16 protein-coding genes are annotated in these 18,523 nt (G+C 39.2%); 12 read left to right on the top strand and 4 right to left on the bottom strand.

Annotation, left to right across the window (positions count from 1 at the left end; translation table 11 throughout):
• Positions 1–22: 22 nt before the first annotated feature.
• Complete coding sequence (locus HMPREF0023_RS06580) at positions 23–802, bottom strand: ferredoxin--NADP reductase (protein WP_004638665.1); 780 nt, start codon at positions 800–802, stop codon at positions 23–25.
• Positions 803–902: 100 nt separating this feature from the next.
• Between HMPREF0023_RS06580 and tsaA the strand changes: the two genes are divergently transcribed.
• From tsaA to HMPREF0023_RS06555, 5 genes are all read left to right on the top strand, one after another.
• A complete protein-coding gene (gene tsaA, locus HMPREF0023_RS06575; RefSeq protein ID WP_008941550.1) occupies positions 903–1,646 on the top strand; it encodes a tRNA (N6-threonylcarbamoyladenosine(37)-N6)-methyltransferase TrmO in 744 nt (247 codons plus the stop codon).
• Between the two features lie 30 nt (positions 1,647–1,676).
• On the top strand, positions 1,677–3,455 hold the full coding sequence (locus HMPREF0023_RS06570; protein WP_034437313.1) for a GspE/PulE family protein: 1,779 nt from the start codon (positions 1,677–1,679) through the stop codon (positions 3,453–3,455).
• A gap of 86 nt (positions 3,456–3,541) precedes the next feature.
• A complete protein-coding gene (locus HMPREF0023_RS06565) occupies positions 3,542–3,907 on the top strand; it encodes a NirD/YgiW/YdeI family stress tolerance protein (protein WP_005081078.1) in 366 nt (121 codons plus the stop codon).
• A gap of 92 nt (positions 3,908–3,999) precedes the next feature.
• Complete coding sequence (locus tag HMPREF0023_RS06560; protein ID WP_004638671.1) at positions 4,000–4,659, top strand: response regulator transcription factor; 660 nt, start codon at positions 4,000–4,002, stop codon at positions 4,657–4,659.
• Between the two features lie 3 nt (positions 4,660–4,662).
• Positions 4,663–6,024, top strand: a complete 1,362-nt coding sequence (locus HMPREF0023_RS06555) for a sensor histidine kinase (protein WP_008941548.1) — start codon at positions 4,663–4,665, stop codon at positions 6,022–6,024.
• A gap of 64 nt (positions 6,025–6,088) precedes the next feature.
• Here HMPREF0023_RS06555 and hemP read toward each other — a convergent pair whose 3' ends face one another.
• Entirely contained in the window at positions 6,089–6,259 is a 171-nt protein-coding gene (gene hemP / locus HMPREF0023_RS06550; protein WP_004638676.1) for a hemin uptake protein HemP, read from the bottom strand.
• Positions 6,260–6,435: 176 nt separating this feature from the next.
• Here hemP and HMPREF0023_RS06545 point away from each other — a divergent pair, with 176 nt between their 5' ends.
• Positions 6,436–7,347: a thiamine phosphate synthase gene (locus tag HMPREF0023_RS06545; RefSeq protein ID WP_008941547.1), complete on the top strand. Its 912-nt coding sequence runs from the start codon at positions 6,436–6,438 to the stop codon at positions 7,345–7,347.
• A 28-nt stretch (positions 7,348–7,375) separates the two neighbouring features.
• Here the strand turns inward: HMPREF0023_RS06545 and HMPREF0023_RS06540 are convergent, their stop codons facing one another.
• Both HMPREF0023_RS06540 and mrcB read right to left on the bottom strand, forming a co-directional pair.
• On the bottom strand, positions 7,376–7,933 hold the full coding sequence (locus HMPREF0023_RS06540) for a tetratricopeptide repeat protein (protein WP_008941546.1): 558 nt from the start codon (positions 7,931–7,933) through the stop codon (positions 7,376–7,378).
• Positions 7,934–7,951: 18 nt separating this feature from the next.
• Positions 7,952–10,354 carry a penicillin-binding protein 1B gene (mrcB, locus tag HMPREF0023_RS06535; RefSeq protein WP_008941545.1) on the bottom strand — a complete coding sequence of 801 codons (2,403 nt, stop codon included), beginning with the start codon at positions 10,352–10,354 and terminating at the stop codon, positions 7,952–7,954.
• 221 nt (positions 10,355–10,575) lie between these two features.
• On the opposite strand from mrcB, the gene HMPREF0023_RS06530 reads away from it, so the two are divergent.
• The 6 genes from HMPREF0023_RS06530 to HMPREF0023_RS06505 all read left to right on the top strand — a co-directional run.
• Complete coding sequence (locus HMPREF0023_RS06530; RefSeq protein WP_005081066.1) at positions 10,576–11,484, top strand: NAD(+) kinase; 909 nt, start codon at positions 10,576–10,578, stop codon at positions 11,482–11,484.
• Positions 11,481–11,753 carry a YeaC family protein gene (locus HMPREF0023_RS06525; RefSeq protein WP_004638685.1) on the top strand — a complete coding sequence of 91 codons (273 nt, stop codon included), beginning with the start codon at positions 11,481–11,483 and terminating at the stop codon, positions 11,751–11,753. The genes HMPREF0023_RS06530 and HMPREF0023_RS06525 overlap by 4 nt, the downstream gene beginning before the upstream one ends.
• A 211-nt stretch (positions 11,754–11,964) precedes the next feature.
• The gene (locus HMPREF0023_RS06520; protein ID WP_008941544.1) at positions 11,965–14,805 is read left to right on the top strand and encodes a type VI secretion system Vgr family protein; all 2,841 of its coding nucleotides are present in this window, start codon (positions 11,965–11,967) and stop codon (positions 14,803–14,805) included.
• On the top strand, positions 14,802–16,307 hold the full coding sequence (locus tag HMPREF0023_RS06515) for a hypothetical protein (RefSeq protein WP_008941543.1): 1,506 nt from the start codon (positions 14,802–14,804) through the stop codon (positions 16,305–16,307). Before HMPREF0023_RS06520 ends, HMPREF0023_RS06515 begins: the two co-directional genes overlap by 4 nt.
• A gap of 84 nt (positions 16,308–16,391) precedes the next feature.
• Positions 16,392–17,537: an Imm72 family immunity protein gene (locus tag HMPREF0023_RS06510; RefSeq protein WP_008941542.1), complete on the top strand. Its 1,146-nt coding sequence runs from the start codon at positions 16,392–16,394 to the stop codon at positions 17,535–17,537.
• 153 nt (positions 17,538–17,690) lie between these two features.
• On the top strand, positions 17,691–18,523 hold an 833-nt coding region (locus tag HMPREF0023_RS06505; protein ID WP_008941541.1), incomplete at its 3' end, for an Imm72 family immunity protein.

The following is an 18,523-nucleotide window of genomic DNA, read 5'->3' as shown; positions in this document are numbered from 1 at the left end:
TTTTTTAGTTTAAATATTAAAGCTATTTTTCAACAAATGCGCGTTCAATAACATAATCACCCATCACACCCATACGTGGTGATTCAACCAAGCCGTGTTGATCGAGTAGTGCAGCAACATCTTTTAGGAATGCTGGGCTACCACAAAGCATGGCACGGTCAGTTTCACGATTGAAACGAGGCAAACCAATTTTTTCAAATAATTCGCCAGTTTCAATTGCTGTTGTTACACGACCTTGTGTATGGAATGGTTCACGCGTCACAGTTGGGTAGTAAATCAACTTGTCTTTGATTCCTAATTCTTCAAAGAATTCATGGTTAGGAAGTTCATTCAAGATGAGATCTTGATAAGCGAGTTCAGATACATAGCGTGTACCGTGAACCATAATCACTTTTTCAAATTTTTCGTAAGTTTCTGGATCACGAAGTAAAGAAAGAAATGGCGCAAGACCTGTACCAGAAGATAAAAGATATAAGTTTTTACCTGGTAATAAGTCGTCGTGTACTAAAGTACCTGTAGGTTTTTTTGAAATCAGGATTTCGTCGCCTACTTGTACTTTTTGTAAAATAGAAGTTAGTGGACCGTCCTGTACTTTAATCGAGAAGAATTCAAGTTCTTCTTCATAGTTCGCACTTGCAATCGAATAAGCGCGCATTAAAGGCTTGCCATTCACTTCAAGTCCGATCATCACAAACTGACCATTTTTAAAACGTAAGCTTGCATCGCGTGTGGTTTTAAAGCTGAAAAGTGTGTCATTCCAGTGGTGAACATGAGTAATGCGTTCAACGTTAAAAGCAGCCATTAAAGGTCTCGATCACAGATAAAAGAAACAGATTGCTATTCTAATCTAAAATCATTCTCGATAAACTGAATATATTTAATTGTGTTTATAAGAAAAAGTGATGATTGACGCTGTAACGATGCCGATTATTGGCTATATGCATTCTCCTTATCGTGAAAAATTTGGCATTCCTCGACAGCCAAATCTTGTAGAAGTCGAATGCTTTATAGAGATGGTAGACCCCTATAATGATTTGTTGGCATTTGATGGTTTGGAGAATTTCAGTCATTTGTGGCTAGTGTGGCAGTTTCATGACAATAAAAATAGTGATAACAGCTTGAATCAACAGCCTAAATTTCGCGCACAAGTACGCCCGCCGCGTCTAGGAGGGAATCAGAAAATAGGGGTCTTTGCAACAAGAAGTATGTACCGCCCATCACCGATTGGTTTGTCTGTGGTCCGTTATCTGCGTGTTGAAAAACACGCCAAGAGCGTTCGTCTGTACGTTTCGGGAGCAGATTTATTGAATGGTACGCCGATTTTGGACATAAAGCCCTATATTCAGTATTCGGATGCAATAGTTGATTCGGTAAGTGGCTATGCACAAGAACAGCCTGTACGTAAGTTGGTACGATGGATGGAATCTGCACAATCACAGCAGCTACTGTTACTAAAGCAAGGTATTTTAAATAAAAGAGTATTAGGCGAACTCGAACAAGTGTTATCTTTAGATCCACGACCTGCATATCAAGATGATGCGGAACGGGTCTATGGAATGTGTTTTGCAGAATTAAATATTCAATTTACAGTGGATGAAAGGAATGTGTCGATTGTAAATATAGAGCAAACAAACTTAGAAATATAAATGAGTTATAAATTTGGGGAACAGACGGTAATGCAAGCACAAGCAAAATTTGCAAATTTTTCTTTTACAGTCGATGTGACGTGGTGTTTAGAGCAACTACTAAAAGATGGACTCATTACTGAACGAGATAAATTACTTATTCAGACCACTCATCGACAAAAAGAGCAATTGAAATGGCATCCGTTGCACTGGATTGCGAACTTCAAGCTCAAAGATCAGTTAAATCCAACCTCTACTTTGACGTTGAATCGTTTATGTCAGTGGCTTGCTGAAAAAGCGGCAGTTCCATTGTTCGTGATTGACCCTTTAAAGGCAGATGTAACAGCTCTAACTAGCGTTATGTCACAAGAGTTTGCGGTTAGAAATCACATTCTTGCGGTTGAAGTACATGCCGATCGGATTTTGATTGGAACTGATCAACCGTTTTCTACAGAGTGGCAAAATAACTTAGAGCGAAGTTTAGCCCCGAAAAGAATAGAAAAAGTTTTACTGAATCCAGAGCAATTACAACGATATTTGCATGAATATTATCAAGTGAGTCGAGCAGTCAACTCATCACAAAATACCAGCGCATTTGATCGTGATAATAAAGGTGTAGAAGCACTTTTACAGTTAGGAGACACCCAAAATCCAGATGCAAATGATCAACACATTGTTAAATTGGTTGACTGGGTGCTGCAATTTGCTTTTGAACAGGGCGCCAGTGATATTCATCTTGAACCTCGTAAGGATAAGGGGAAGGTACGTTTCCGTATCGATGGGGTGTTGCATACGATTTATAATATGCCTGCAAATACGCTGACCGCAGTTATTTCCCGCATCAAAATCCTTGGCCGGATGAATGTCGCTGAAAAGCGTAAACCTCAAGATGGTCGTTTAAAAACCAGAACGCCAAAGGGACAAGAGACAGAATTGCGTCTTTCTACTTTGCCGACTGCTTTTGGCGAAAAGTTAGTCATGCGTATCTTTGATCCAGAAGTGTTAGTACGAAGCTTTCAACAACTTGGTTTTGAAGGGCATTTATTACAGAGTTGGCAACAACTCACCCAACATAGCCATGGGATTATTTTAGTCACGGGACCGACAGGTTCTGGGAAAACCACAACACTCTATTCATCGCTAAAACAATTGGCGACTGAACAAGTCAATGTCTGTACCATTGAAGATCCGATTGAAATGCTTGAGCCAAGTTTTAACCAGATGCAGGTCAATCCAAACATTGAGTTGGGTTTCGCTGATGGGGTACGTGCTTTAATGCGTCAAGATCCTGACATTATCATGGTGGGTGAGATTCGTGATCATGATACTGCGAATATGGCGATTCAGGCAGCGTTGACAGGGCATCTGGTGCTATCAACTCTTCATACCAATGATGCGCCGTCGAGTTTGACACGACTACATGATCTTGGTGTACAGCCTTTCTTAACTTCAGCTACGATTTTAGGGGTGTTAGCACAGCGTTTAGTACGTCGATTGTGTCCACATTGCAAGCAAGAAACAGCAATAAATGAGCAAGAGTGGGAGCATTTAACCTTTGATTATATGATGGATATGCCAACCACAATGTTCAAGGCAGTAGGTTGTGAAGTATGCCGTCATACAGGTTATAAAGGTCGTGTCGGTATATATGAATTTATGCCTGTGAGTCTAGAGTTAAAGTCACTAATCAGCGCACATGGCACACTCAATGATCTTCGAACTCAAGCAAAAAAAGAAGGTATCGAACCATTGCGAATAGCGGGTGCTCGTAAGGTGATTGAAGGAGTGACAACGCTGGAAGAGGTTTTGCGAGTTGTTCCACTTAGCTAGTTGATTTTTCCATCTTCAGATTCACCTCATCTTGGTTTGTTTAAATAACCTCATCGAAATGATGAAATTAGAATGAGGAAATCAAGATGAACGTATTTTCAAAAGTAGCAGTGATTGCGAGTTTGGTTGGTGCAACGACCATGGTTGCAGCGAATACGGGTGCGGTAAATCAACAAGCTTTGACACCAACACAGATTAGTACGGTACAGCAAGCATTGACCTTAAAGGATGATACACCTATCAAGCTCAAAGGTTATATTGTTAAAGCAATTGGTGATGAAAAGTACCAGTTTAGTGATCAAACAGGTAGTATCACCGTCGATATTGATGATGAATTATGGCAAGGTAAGCCAATCTCAGCCAAAACGCCTGTGACTATCATTGGTGAAATTGATATTGACTACAAACCGAAGAAACGTGTTGAAGTTGATGTAGATCAAGTTCAATTTTGATGACAGGTGCTCATACAAAACCACATGATATTCATGTGGTTTTTTGTTTATGCTTTAATTGAATATTAAAAATAAAATGAGAGCGTTTATTGATGCGGATTTTATTGGCAGAAGATGATGCTTCACAGGCGGAAAGCATTAAAGACTGGTTGGAAATGGATGGTTATAGTGTTGATTGGGTTGAGCGTGGTGATCATGCAATCTTAGCAGTTGAACAACATCAGTATGACTGTGTATTACTTGATCGAGGTTTGCCAAAAGCATCTGGTGATCAGATTTTAAAATCAATTCGGCAACGTAACCTAAAAACACCAGTTATTTTCATAACTGCAAAAGATCATATCCATGATCGGGTTGAAGGTTTAGATCTGGGTGCAAATGACTATTTAGTTAAACCGTTTAACTTAGAAGAGTTATCTGCAAGAGTACGATCACAACTACGCCAGCATCAGGTTGATGCAGGGCAATATCTTAAATTTGCTGATTTAAAACTCGATCCACAAGCGAAAACCTTGAGTCAGGCAGAGCAGACAGTAAATTTAACTGCGAAGGAGTTTCAAATTTTATATAAATTAATGCAAAAACCAGATCATATTTTTACGCGGGAACAATTAGAAGAATCTCTGTATGCATGGGGAGATGAAATTGAAAGTAATGCAATCGAAGTGTTTATTTATCAAATTCGCAAAAAAATAGGCGGACAGTATATTAAGACCGTCCGTGGACTTGGCTATCGAATGCATCAGGAATAAACAATGAAAGTACTGTCTTTGCAGACGAAACTAATAAAAACTTCAATGATGAGTTCAATCATTGTTGGCTGCGTGGCATTACTTTTATTCCTCATTATATCTGTTTACCAGACCATGCAAGTACAAGATGAAATCATGGATGAAATTTCAGATATGTTATTAATTTCAGATTTGACGGCAACATCTGGACAGCAAATAGATGAACTTAGTGATCAGTTTGACATTCAATATCGGTTAAGCAACCAGCATTATGTGCTCACTCAATCTGAGAAATTTCAACTTGATCAACAATATTATAAGTTTGCGATAGCACGCAATGATTATGGTTTTATTTGGCAGGATCAACAATTATGGCGTAGTTATACAGCTAAAGATACTCAGTCAAATATGCACGTTTTGGTGATACAACCTTTAGCTGAACGTTTTGAAGCATTATGGCATAGCATTGTTGGGTACAGCTTAATTCTCATTTTGGTATGGCTAGTACAATGGCTTATTCTATATTTGCTTATTAAACGGCAGTTTAAAATGATTCACCAATTGTCGGCACAAATTTCTGAAAGAAATGCTGATGATCTTCGTCCTATACATTCTGGTGAAATTGAACTTAAAGAATTGCAACCTATGTTGAATCAATTGAATCAATTGTTGCAACGTTTGAATCAATCATTACAAGCTGAACAACGTTTTACGGCAGATGCATCACATGAGCTGAGATCACCACTTTCAGCGATTCAAATGCGTCTACAATTATTACAACGTAAATATCCTGAACGTGCTACAGATTTTATTCAAATACAGCAGGATGTTAGTCGAGGAATTCAGACTCTAGAAAACTTACTTTTACTGGCACGTTTAGATCCTGAACATGCTGATAATCTTCCCAAAACTCATTTTTCACTAAATGAATTGATTACTGAGGTGATGCAAGCACAAGCATTATTTGCAAATGAAAAATCAATACAATTCCATCCTCAGCTTAGCGTGACAGAAGGTAGTGAGGTTTTTGCAAATCGTCAGTTAATGTTTAGTTGCATTCGAAATATTGTGGACAATGCAATTCGGTATACACCAAAACAGGGAAAAGTCTATATTCAGCTTGACCAATCTCACAACTCATTTGAACTGATTATTGAAAATGAAGGGGAAATGATAAATGAGGAAGTACTGGCACGCTTAGGTGAACGTTTCTATCGGGCTTTAGGAACGAAAACACAGGGTTCAGGGTTGGGTTTATCGATCTGTAAAAAGATAATTGAGCTTCATTATGGGCGAATTGAATTCTCCCAATCGACCTATGGAGGACTCAAAGTAAGTATTCAATTAAAAATAGAACAGCAAACGCCTAAACGTCATAAGGGATAAAAAAAAGCAGTACGCGCTGACATACTGCTATTCCCACGTTTATTATTATCCGATTTTTATTATATTACTTTGTTAAAATCAGGCGGTTGTTGCGAGTCAAACGCAAACGGTATTCTTCTCCAGCATGCATAATCCGAATTTCACGTCCTAAGGCAAAAAGGTTGTTTGAATGTAGCATTGGCAAAGATTGAGCTGAGTCTGTGCTACGAGTAAATAAGTTAAATGGTGCGTTCATTTGTTATGCTCCGTGGTGTGTTTTTTAATGTTTTAAATGATAATCATTATCGAATACACCTGTCAACGAAATTTTTGCTAATTTACAAAATCATTTATTATTTTTTATTTGGGATATGTAATTGAAGTGTTCGGTTCCTTATACTTTTGATGAAATCTCAGGGATATTAAACTGTTATGGCTAAATCGATAGTTGAAGTTGCGATTGCAATTTTATTGCATAAATCAAAAGTGCTTGTCGGATGGAGGCAAGCAAATCAACATCAGGGCAATAAACATGAATTTCCTGGCGGTAAAGTCGAACAGCATGAAACGCCTGAACAGGCTTGTCGGCGTGAGATCTATGAAGAGGTTGGGATTGGTCTAAAAGATTGGCACAAATTCGATGTTATTCAGCATGAATATGATGATTTGATTGTGCGCTTACATTTATTTCATGCACATGTTCCAGATCAGTTCTTGGATTTAATTCATCAGCCATGGACGTGGTACAGCCGAGATCAATTACAGAATTTGAATTTTCCAAAGGCGAATAAGACAATCATCGAACGATTGGTATGGTCACATCTAATTAAGATCAGCGATCTTCTGTCTGCATTGCCACATAGTGATGCGCAATTTTATTGGCGTAATGAAAAGCTAAACATCGTGGAAGTTCAACAGCAATTATCGATATTGACTGATGACCAACTCAATAAGTTGATTATCAATTTTAGTCTTTGGCAACAACTTGATTCTAAATTACAAGCAAAAATTCAGACGATTCATTTAAAACAATCACAGCTTATGCGTTTTAAAAATGGTGAATTGATTGTTGGTAAGCGTTTTATCGCTGCATGTCATGATGCCGTGTCTTTAAAACATGCTCATGATATAGGTTGTGATGCTGTGTTTTTAAGTCCTGTGAATCAGACAGAGACTCATCTTCAAGCCAAAGTGTTAGGCTGGGATGGTTTTTCTGAATTGGCTGAGAATAGTGATATTCCAGTGTTTGCCTTGGGTGGTGTTGCACCTAAAGATATAGAACAAGCCCAAAAACATCATGCTTATGGGCTTGCTGGGATTCGTGAGTTTGAATCGATAGAATAGGTTCTGTTGGTATTTCACAGATCTTCGTTTACAGAGAACGAATCATTCTTCTCGCTTCATCGGCTTTTACGTTGTGATTTCGCGCTTCACTAGCACGAAGTACGATTGTCCAAAGTTGCTTTTTCATTACATTACTTTGCGCATAACTCAAACCACGTCGAGCAAGAGCTTCAGCATTTGCATATTGCTTACGTTGATCAGCAATCAATGCCAAATATAAGTATGTTTCAGCGGCTTGAGGTGCAATACGTTGTGCCTGAAGCGCAAAACGTTCGGCATCGCCAAACTGTTTTTGTTTGTACGCAGTTTGAGTCTTTTGCATCAATGTCTTAAAAGCGGGTAATTGCGTACCGTCATTGCTAAATCTTTGCTGTACCTTTTGTTCAGGCACTACGACTGGAACAGTTTGGCGCTTAATTTCTTTTTGCTCATAAGGTGTGATTTTGACGCCAGAAGAGGGTGGCGTAACTTTCTTCTGGCTATCATTTACCTTCGGAAGTGGTGTTTGAGGCGTAGGACGTTCTGGTGTTGTGCTACAACCAGCAAGTATCATTACACCTGTTAAGAATAGCGATTTTTTAATCATTTCCAATCATCCGATCACTTAGTTATTGCCACTGTAACTACCGCTAGAGATAATGCGTGTAGAAGTTTGATTGGATAAATCAGTATCCATTTGATTTTCGGTTTCACGGATATAATTTCCGATACTGTCGTCATTACCATCATCATAATCATTCTGAGGGATATAGGTAGGCTCAACTTCGTAGTGTGATTGACCGCAGAGGGTTGCACGACGTGGTACAGTTTGACGAAGTAGAGGAATGTACATTGCACCCTCACAACCTTGCGCTGACAGATCACCCGTAGAGCGATCAATCCATTGCCATTGGACATTATCCGTTTGACGTAAATTTACTGGTTCTTGACGAAGTTGTCTCATGACATTGGTCCAAACAGGCAATGCACCTGACGAACCTGTAAGCCCTGTAACCTTGTTGTCATCTAGACCTAACCAAACCACAGCAACATGATTTCCTGAATAACCTGCAAACCAAGAGTCGCGTGTATCGTTCGTTGTACCAGATTTACCAGCAAGATTTAATGATTCAGGTAGACTGTTATATGCAGAACGTCCAGTACCTGTACGCATGACCTGTTGTAAGCCATAATTCAAGATATAGGCTGCTGCTGGATCAATGGTTTGTTGAACATTTAAACCAAATCGATCGAGCACGCGACCCTGAGCATCTACGACCGAACGAATTGAGCGTGTTGGATATTTAAAACCACCCGTTGCGAAGTTCCCATAGATACTGAGCACTTCCATCGGTGACATGTTTACTGCACCAAGGTAAATAGAAGGATAGGCTGGAATATCTGAGTTTACTCCAAACTGTTTCAGCTTATTACTAAATGAAGAGAGACCAAATTCATTTGCTAAACGCACAGTTGAAAGGTTATAGGAGTTAGCCAGCGCTTGTTGCATCGGCACGATACCATTTTCATTGCCACTATAATTTTTGGGTGACCAGCTTTTACCGCCATCAATTGGAATATTGACAGCCGTGTCTTCAACTGGGCTTGCCCATGTATAGCGACCAGATTCAATTGCATTTAAGAAAATGACAGGTTTTAATAGAGAACCAACTTGACGTTTTGCATCAATTGTACGGTTAAAGCCAGTAAAGTCTTGAGTTGAACCAACTGCTGCAATTAACTCACCATTTTCAGGGTGAGCAACTAAAATAGCACCTTGTAAGTCTTTAAGACGAGCAGGATTACGTTGAGCCAAGCGTTCAACTGAGTTTTTAAATACAGTTTGTACTTTGGTTTGTGCAATTGGATCAAGTGTAGTGAAAATCCTTAAACCCTGATTAGTTATGTCACTTTCTTGGTATTCCGTACGTAATTGACGGCGAACAATATCGAGGAAGTCTGGGAATTTAGCTGGTCCAACGGTTGGTTTGCTAATAACATTGAGCGGACGAGCAATCTCATCTTGATATTCTGCTTCTGTTAAATAACCCATGACCATCATATTGTTTAAAACGACATCACGACGCTTTTTAGCTGCTTCAGGATTCCGCCAAGGATTATAAAGAGAAGGGCCTTGTACTAAACCGACCAAAAATGCTTGTTGAGAAATGTTGAGCTCACGCAGAGGTAAGCCAAAGTAGAATTGTGATGCTAGTCCGTAACCATTAATTGAATAGTTACCATTTTGACCTAAATTTACTTCGTTTAAATAAGTTTCTAGGATTTCTTCTTTACTGTAATGAAATTCAATCAACAATGCCATGAGTGCTTCATTGGCTTTACGTTTAAGTGTTTTTTCTGGAGATAAATAAAAATTCTTAACGAGTTGTTGCGTCAGGGTAGATCCCCCTTGACGTTTACCACCTGTAGCGTTACTCACCAAAGCACGAGCTGTACCACGTAGTGAAACACCATGGTGCTGGTAAAAATTACGATCTTCCGTTGAAATTAAGGCTTCAATCAGCGTTTTAGGCACGCGATCAAGTTTAATTAGCACACGATCTTCATTATGTTGAGGGTAAATTCCGCCGATTAGCATTGGCTCTAAACGAGCAATACCAGTACTTGAAGGTTTAGTTGAACGAATATCTCCAACACGACCATCTGAAAAACCAACTTCTAATACTTGCTCAGGTTCAGTACTGTCGCCATAGTCAAAACCACGCGTATGCACATAAAGTTTATTACCTTTTGTGACATAACTGCCTGACTTTTCATAATTGCTCGTGTTTTTATAACCCAGTAGTTTTAGTTCTTGAATGAAGTTTTCTTGGGTAATTGGCGCATTCGCATAAACCTCTAACGGGCGAGCAAATACTTTAGCAGGGATATCCCAGCGCTGACCTTCAAACTTATTGCGAATAATATTATCTAATCGGATCAGATAGATACTAAAGGCAACAAATATACCGATCACTAAAATTAAAAAGATTAGGCCTATAAAACCGATACCACGTTCACACTTCATAGATTTGCGTTAAAACAAAAACAATGTGGCTAATGATGCGTAGCTTATGAGCATTTTGCAATCACAAAACTGTGAATAAATAGCAACATGCAACAAAATCTTTCAAAACAAGTGGAGAATCACTGCATTAAAAACACAGAATCTACATTTTTATAGTTTTTAATCAATCATCAACGAATAATGATATGATATGCGAGAATCGCAACGGAGCCACATTTTTCGTGCAAATTTCACATAAATCCTTTCGAAATATTGGTCTAATTGGGCGACCAGATAAGTATTCTGTTGTAGAAACGTTATGTCTCATTCATGATCATTTAATTACTTTAGGGCTAAATCCTGTCTTTGATCAAGAAACATCACAATTGGTTCCGTACAGCCACGGACAAACCGTAAGCCGTAACTTATTGGGTGAGGTGGTTGATCTTGTCGTTGTTGTGGGCGGTGATGGATCTCTATTGCATGCCGCTCGTGCCTTAGTTCGATATAATACTCCTGTAATTGGCATTAACCGTGGTCGATTAGGCTTTTTAACCGATATCAAACCTGCGGAAGCTATTTTTAAACTTGATCAAGTGTTACAAGGTCAATTTCAATTGGATCGCCGTTTCTTGTTGGAAATGGAAGTTCGCACCAATAATGAAACGATCTATGATGCGATTGCCTTAAATGATGTGGTTTTGCATTCAGGAAGATCGGTTCATATGATTGATTTTGAATTGAGTATTGATGGACAATATGTATATCGGCAACACAGTGATGGTTTGATTGTTTCGACACCAACAGGTTCAACTGCTTATGCATTGTCAGGTGGTGGCCCGATTTTGCATCCGAGTATGGATGCGATTGCTTTAGTTCCAATGCACCCGCATACATTATCATCTCGTCCGATTGTTGTAGGTGGTCATAGCGAAGTTAAAATCACGATTCGTGAAAATCGTGTTTTACCAATGGTCAGTGCTGATGGACAACATAGCGTTGCGTTAAATGTTGGTGATACTGTACATATTCGAAAACATCCATTTAAACTAAGCTTATTACATCCACCTGGTTATGACTTCTATATGGCATGTCGTACTAAACTAGGCTGGAATCAAGATTTCGAATCTTTTCAACAGGATGAATCATGAATATTGAACAAATGCTCGCTATTTTAAATCCTGAGATTGTAGAGCGATTAAAAACAGCCGTGGAAATCGGTAAATGGCCAAATGGTGTTGCCTTGACTAAAGAGCAACGTCAAACATGTATGCAAGCTGTTTATGCATGGGAAATAGAAAATCTTCCAGAAGAACAGCGTAGTGGTTATATTGATCGTGGTAGCAAAGAAGAAGGTGAAGAATGTGATGATGATCATCATAAAAATGAGCCTGAGTTCAAGCCGATTCGTTTCGTGTAATGACGCTTAAGAAATATTAAATGTCTCGATATTCTCGGGACATTTTTTTATCGTTTGATTTAATCATGGCGAATAGCTATGAAATGAGACGATTTAAATAAATTGCAATAAAATAAGACAAAAATTGTCACAAATAGACGGGACGGTCTGAATATCTGATCGAATTTTCCTGTAAAATGCCCTCACGTTTAAAAAAACTCAATAAGAAGCGATGTTCAAGACTATTTATGCTGCATTAGAACAACTTGGCTTAACCGCACAAAAACGTGCGATACACATACAATTTGCCAATCCGAGCTTAAATCAACAAGTCTTCCTCCAAAAAATTCAAGGTCAGCATGCCATTAATCAGGGCATGACTGCAGAACTGATCTGCCTTTCTACTAATGCAACGATTCCATTAAAACAATTCATCGGTTGTCAGGCAGCGATCGACCAAGTCACCGATACAGGCACACTATTCAGAACCACAGGGATTATCACAGAAGCCGTACAAGGACAATCTGACGGTAGCCTTACGCTCTATAAACTCAAACTCCAAGATGCAACCGCGCTGTGGCATAAACGCCGAAACAGCCGCGTGTTTATGAATAAAAATGTACTCGACATCGTACAAACCCTATTTAAAGAATGGCAACAACGCAGCCCACTATTTGCATCAAGTCTTACACTCGACCTTGGTGGGATCAAACAAGACTACGACATCCGTCCCTTTGTGATGCAAGCCAATGAAAGCGACTACGACTTCATTACCCGCTTACTCAGAAGCGAAGGCATCAACTGGCTGATCGATGAAGCTCAACTCAACGTTGCCAACAGCAACAACCCCATCCAAGCTCAAAAACTCCGCTTGATCGATGACAACAGCCAATACCAAGCCTTAAATCGAAGAACAATACGCTACCACCGCAGCAGTGCCACCGAACAATACGACAGCATGACCAGCCTCATTGCAGAACGTTCGTTACAACCGACTGCAGTCCATATCCAACGCTGGCAAGCCGATGCCTTAGAACAAGAAGATGGGGCAGGTAGCGTCCAAAGCAAACACCAACATAGCCAACAACACGACAACGCTAGTCTAGGACTCGAAGATGCATGGCACTTCACCCCCGCATGGATGCAAGACTTGAATGGTGAAGATGGTGCAACAGCTTCAGGCAACACCCAAATCGAAAAACTGAACCAACACCTCAGTCACTACCACGATGCCCAAGCCAAACAATTTATCGCCAGTACTACCGTGCGAGATACCCAAGTCGGCTACTGGTTTAAACTCAACGAACACCCAGAGATCGACCAACACAGTGGTGCAGACCAAGAATTTCTAATCACCGCCAAAAGCTACTACAACCAAAACAACCTACCCAAAGACTTAAACCAACAAATCCAAAGCTTAATTGATCAAAGCCAATGGCAAGATCACCAAAACACAAACCCAGAAGAACGCCAAGCCAACCAACTGACGCTACAACGTCGCAGCATCAAAACCGTACCCGAATACCAACCCCTACAACACCGCCCAGCAGCCCATCCACAACGTGCAAGAGTGGTTGGACCCGCAGGTGAAGAAATCCATGTCGATGAATGGGGACGAATCAAAGTTCGCTTCCTGTTTACCCGCAATGACGACCATAGCCACGATGGTGGCGCAGGCAGCAACAACAACGATACCGATTCAGCTTGGGTGGATGTACTCACTCCTTGGGCAGGCGAAGGCTATGGCGCACGCTTCCTACCCCGCATTGGTGAAATCGTCGTCATCGACTTCTTTGATGGCAACATTGACCGTCCCTTTGTCACCGGACGACTCCACGAAGCACAACGCAGTCCAACTAAGTTCGATGACCAAGGCAAATTACCTGATACCAAAAAACTAGCAGGGATCAAATCCAAAGAATATCAAGGTTCAGGCTATAACCAACTGCGCTTTGACGACACCACTGGACAAATCAGTGCCCAACTACAAAGCAGCCATGCAGCCAGCCAACTCAATCTCGGCAAACTGAGCCATCCCAAAGCCCAAGCAGAAAGCGAAGACCGAGGCGAAGGCTTTGAACTACGCACAGACCAATGGGGTGCGATTCGAGCAGGGGAAGGCTTACTGATCACCACCCATGCACAAGCGCAAGCCGAAGGCGAACATCTCGAAGCACAAACAGCCAAACAACAACTGGAAGGCAACCAAAACAATGCCAAAGCCCTGAGTGAAGTGGCAAAGAACCAACAAACGGATGAATTAGAATCGGTAGAGCAATTACAGGCATTTGCAGAAGAAATTCAGCAAGATATAGCCAAATTCAACAAAGCCTTACTATTACTCAGTTCACCGAATGGGATTGGACTCAGCACCTCAGAAGACATCCATCTATCCGCAGATGGACAACTGAACCAATGTGCAGGGGACAGTATTAACCTGACCACGCAGAAGAACCTGATTGCCCAAGCCAGTCAAAAGATCAGCTTATTTGCAGCGCAAGGTGGAATCAAACAAGTGGCAGGCAAAGGTAAGGTTGAGATACAGGCACAAGGGGATGGTTTAGATATATTGGCGAAAGCTGGAATACAAATTATCTCAACAGAAGATACAGTTTATTTTAATAGTCCGAAGGAAATTGTATTAAAGGCAGAGAGTTCTGAGCTCAAATTGAATGGTTCGGGGATCTTTCCAACGACGGGTGGAAAGTTTGAGGTAAAGGCGGGGCAGCATTTGTTTGTGGGGGGGCAGAAAGTACCCATAGATATCCCTTTGATGCCAAATGAAATTAGAAAACAGCTGTTATTACAATACCATGATCAAGAACCAGTTCAGGGCGCAAATTTTACAATTAAATATGCAAATGGGCAGCGTTATTCTGGAATAACGAATAACAAAGGAATTGCAGATATTCAAGATGCACCAGAAGGTGAAGCGGTTGTTACTTTTGGTGAAGATCAAAGACCATATCAGGTCATAGCTATAGCACATGAAAACCCTGAACATAAAGCAGACTGGGCAATGGATGATTTTGAAGCCTCTTATCAGCAAGCACTGAAGGAAAAGAATAAATGAGTAGTGCAGAGAAGAAGATAGCAATCATTGAAATCGGCTCAGACATTTGGAGTAGAGCGACGCAAGCTGGTAACCAAATTGTAGGTGGTGCGAAACAGGTTAAAGATGGCGTAGTTGCTGGAGGAAAATGGATTGGTGGTGCTTTACAGGGAGAGTTTAACGATAAAGCAACTGTTGGTCAGATTTTTATTGATGCTGCAATAAGTATGTTTCCTGTAGCTGGTGAAGTAACTGCCGCACGGGACTTGGTTGCAATCTTGATGAAGATGGCGGATGACAAAAAAGAAGCTTCTGAAGTTATTAATTGGGTCAAAATTATTTTATGTTTATTGCCAATAATTCCGATTTTTGGAGGTATTTTAAAAGGAATTGGTCGTCTCTTAATCACAGTGATGAAAGATGCAACAAAGGTTGCTGAAGTGGCTGCTGCTATACTCGCCTTTTTAAGAAAAATGGGTTATGGCAACTCGGTTCAATTCATTCAAAAACTTAATTTCGCCCAATACCAAGGTAAAATTTTGTCTGAATTTAAGAATGGCCTCTCACGTATGAAAGATGGCTTTGCTTTTATTAGCCAGAAAATGGGTGGAGCATTACCAGAAAGTGTCAGTGTTTATGTGAATTCAATGGGGCCAAAATTAGATGAGTTGGGACGTCTTGCAGATAAGATGATTCCTTCAGCTATTAAAGAGTTGGATCAAGCATTAAATAAAGTTCGTACTGAGATCATTCGTCAAATGAATGAGGCAGGTGCGAAGATTGGCGGTACTCAGACCAAAGTGATGACCACTGAAGCTCGTCTAAGTTCGACAGCATCTAAAGCGATTGCAAGTAAAGGGCATACACCTGCACCTTTGAGTCATTATAAACATAAAGAAGGTTGGCCTGATTTAAAAGGTTATAAAAAACAAGTTATTATTAATGATGAGAAAGTTACTATTTATCCAGATATCCACTCTTTTAGTAGTAAAGCTCCGATTCAACCTAAATTATTGAAAGCAGGATCAAAAGTTCCTTTATTTCGGGTAGTGGAGCAAGTAAATCCTGGGAAATCTGGGGGGTATTGGGCAGAAAAAATGTCTGAAAATGGTAAGGCATGGCGGTTGGATTGTGCTGTAAAAGGTGCATGGAGTACTAATGGTGCATATGTGGTATTAGACCATGTGCCTACTGTTGCTGAAATGAGAAAGCTAGGTATAACTGTACCTGATAATTGGGATGGTTTACGTGTCTGGCGTGGAAAGATTGCAGAACAGCTTGATAATGAGAATAGTTTAGAAAGAGGGCATCAGGCCACTAATTTATTACTGCCAGGTGGTGATATTCAAATTTTTATTAATTTTAGAGATCCTCATCATACACCTGTAAAAGAATATATTGATAAAATGATTAAAGAAAAGGCGACAGGTTGGACGGATGCTAAAATTCCTAGTGATGTGGAAACAATGGTTGAATATCTGGAAAAGCGTGAACGATCAGCAAAAATTGTCCAGCAAGGATAAATATTACGGGGAATTTCATCAACTACACGTTCGGGTGTTGAATATCAACAGCAGAAACAATCACAATCTGAGAAACGTTAATCTATGTTAAACCCTAAAACGATGTCACCAATGCAAGAGCAAGAAGCACGAAATAAAGCATTTTATTTAATTAAAAAGTACACAAGTTATACTTTTTTAGATCAGGCACGTGTCTTATACCAGCAATTTTTAGATGCTTTTGAAAGGCAGTTACGAAATCCACCGAAAGAAGTGTTGCAACACCAATATGCAGAGCATTTACAAAAAAGGCATGAGGGTGAGTATGTTCATTACCTAAATAAAATAGTTGAGTTAGAGAATGGTTTGACACTACTTAGAACGACTAAACATAAAAGAGAAGCATATAATAGTTTTTGTAATGTCGATTTTACAGGTTGGTTATTTGATCGATATGCTGATGAAAATATAATATATGAAGATCCATTTTATATCTTATTGGGTCTAGGTATTTCCAGATCAACTGATATTTTTGAACCAGTAAATTATAAGACTGATCCACTTGGGCGAAAAGTAGAACATACAGGTTCTATACGCTTACTATTAATTGCATTAGCCTATCGTAATATTTGTATGCAGAGTTATTTAGCAGGTAAGGTAAGTGAGCCATTTGCATATATTGATAAAAATACAATACGAAAATCTCAAAAATGGTCTTATGAAACTATTTTTTTCTCTAAAGAATGGCCACCGTTAAGAATTTACCCTGAACCGATTCCAATGTGTCCACCTTTTAACCTAAATCCAATTGGGCAAATAGCTACAGGTGAAGAAGTAACAGTTACGGGTATTTATGAGCCATGGTTGCCAATTAATGGAAAAGTGGGTTGTCCTAACTATTTCTTAGATGGTTCGAGAGCAACAGATTATCAACTAGAAGGCACTGATGAGTGGGTAGATGTCAAATGGCGTTTAATTTGGGAAGATAAACGTTATTTAGATGGAACGATTCCAGAAGAAGAAAAAGCATATGTTTTTGACATTGAGAATATTGGTATAAAATGTACTCAGACCGATGCTGAGTCTATTGAAAGGTTGAGTATTCGAGCAGGTCAAGTATGCCCAAAAACTGGCTATTGGTTTACGGTGGCACAGGAAAATTCACGTCAATACTTTAAGCAAGGTGAAATCTTACCTGAGATTAAAAATCAAGATTGGGGCGAAGTGTATTGGCAGTTTGATGGCGGGTAGATGTTAAATGATCAAGTTATTTTACCAGCAGAAGAAAAATAAGCTGGTAGCGAATTATATTATTAGGTGATAAGTATGTTATTGAAATTATCATAAATAGATGGAGAGAATAATATTAATATTAATATAAGTCAAACAGTATATTTGAATAAAATGTACTCAAGTTATTCTTTTTTTAAGAAAATATATGATCTACATGCTGACTTTGTTAGAGAGTTTGAACGACTTTTAAGAAATCCTACAAATGAGATTAAAGAAAATTATAGTGAAAACTATGAGAAACAATACGTAATGTATTTAAATGTATTGAATAATCAAGAAAAAGCGTTAGAACTTTTTTTTAGAACACCATATAAAAATGAAATATATCCTTTGTTTTTTGAAGGCGGAATAAAAGGAGTAATATTTGGCCGTTATGGAGATGAGAAAGATTTAGCTAATGATCCTTTATATATTGAACTAGGTATACGTGGGAGAGATGGTAGTCTATTTGAAGAACCATATCATATTGGGGCTATTAAAAAGCTTCTTATAGCATCTGAAATGCTAGATATAGCGAAAATTACAGTTTCATCAGATTATAAGTATGCACAATATTTTCTGCCTAAAAATTTAGATAAATTATTTCAAAAATGGAGTTTTGAATCATTGTTTGAATTAAGTTATTGGCCTTTATATAAAGAAAATATTATAGATAAAGTGAGTAGCTCATTAGAATGCAAGAGTTTTGACACAATTGTTATAGAATCCGACCATGAAATATCTATAACTGGCATTTATGAGGCAAAACTAGATGGTGGGGGTAAAGGCTGTCCTAATTACTTTTATCAAGGAACCATTGCACCAAAATATAGTAATGGAGATATACAGAAATCTAAATCTACCGAATGGAACTTAATTTGGGAAGATAAACGTTATTTGGATGGAACGATTCCAGAAGAGGAGAAAACATATATTTTTAATATTGAAAATATTAATGCCAAGGC

This window comes from Acinetobacter sp. ATCC 27244 (assembly GCF_000156555.1).
Taxonomy (GTDB): domain Bacteria; phylum Pseudomonadota; class Gammaproteobacteria; order Pseudomonadales; family Moraxellaceae; genus Acinetobacter; species Acinetobacter haemolyticus.
The sequence above is the reverse complement of the archived record's forward strand: the minus strand, read 5'-3'. Positions and strand labels throughout refer to the sequence as shown.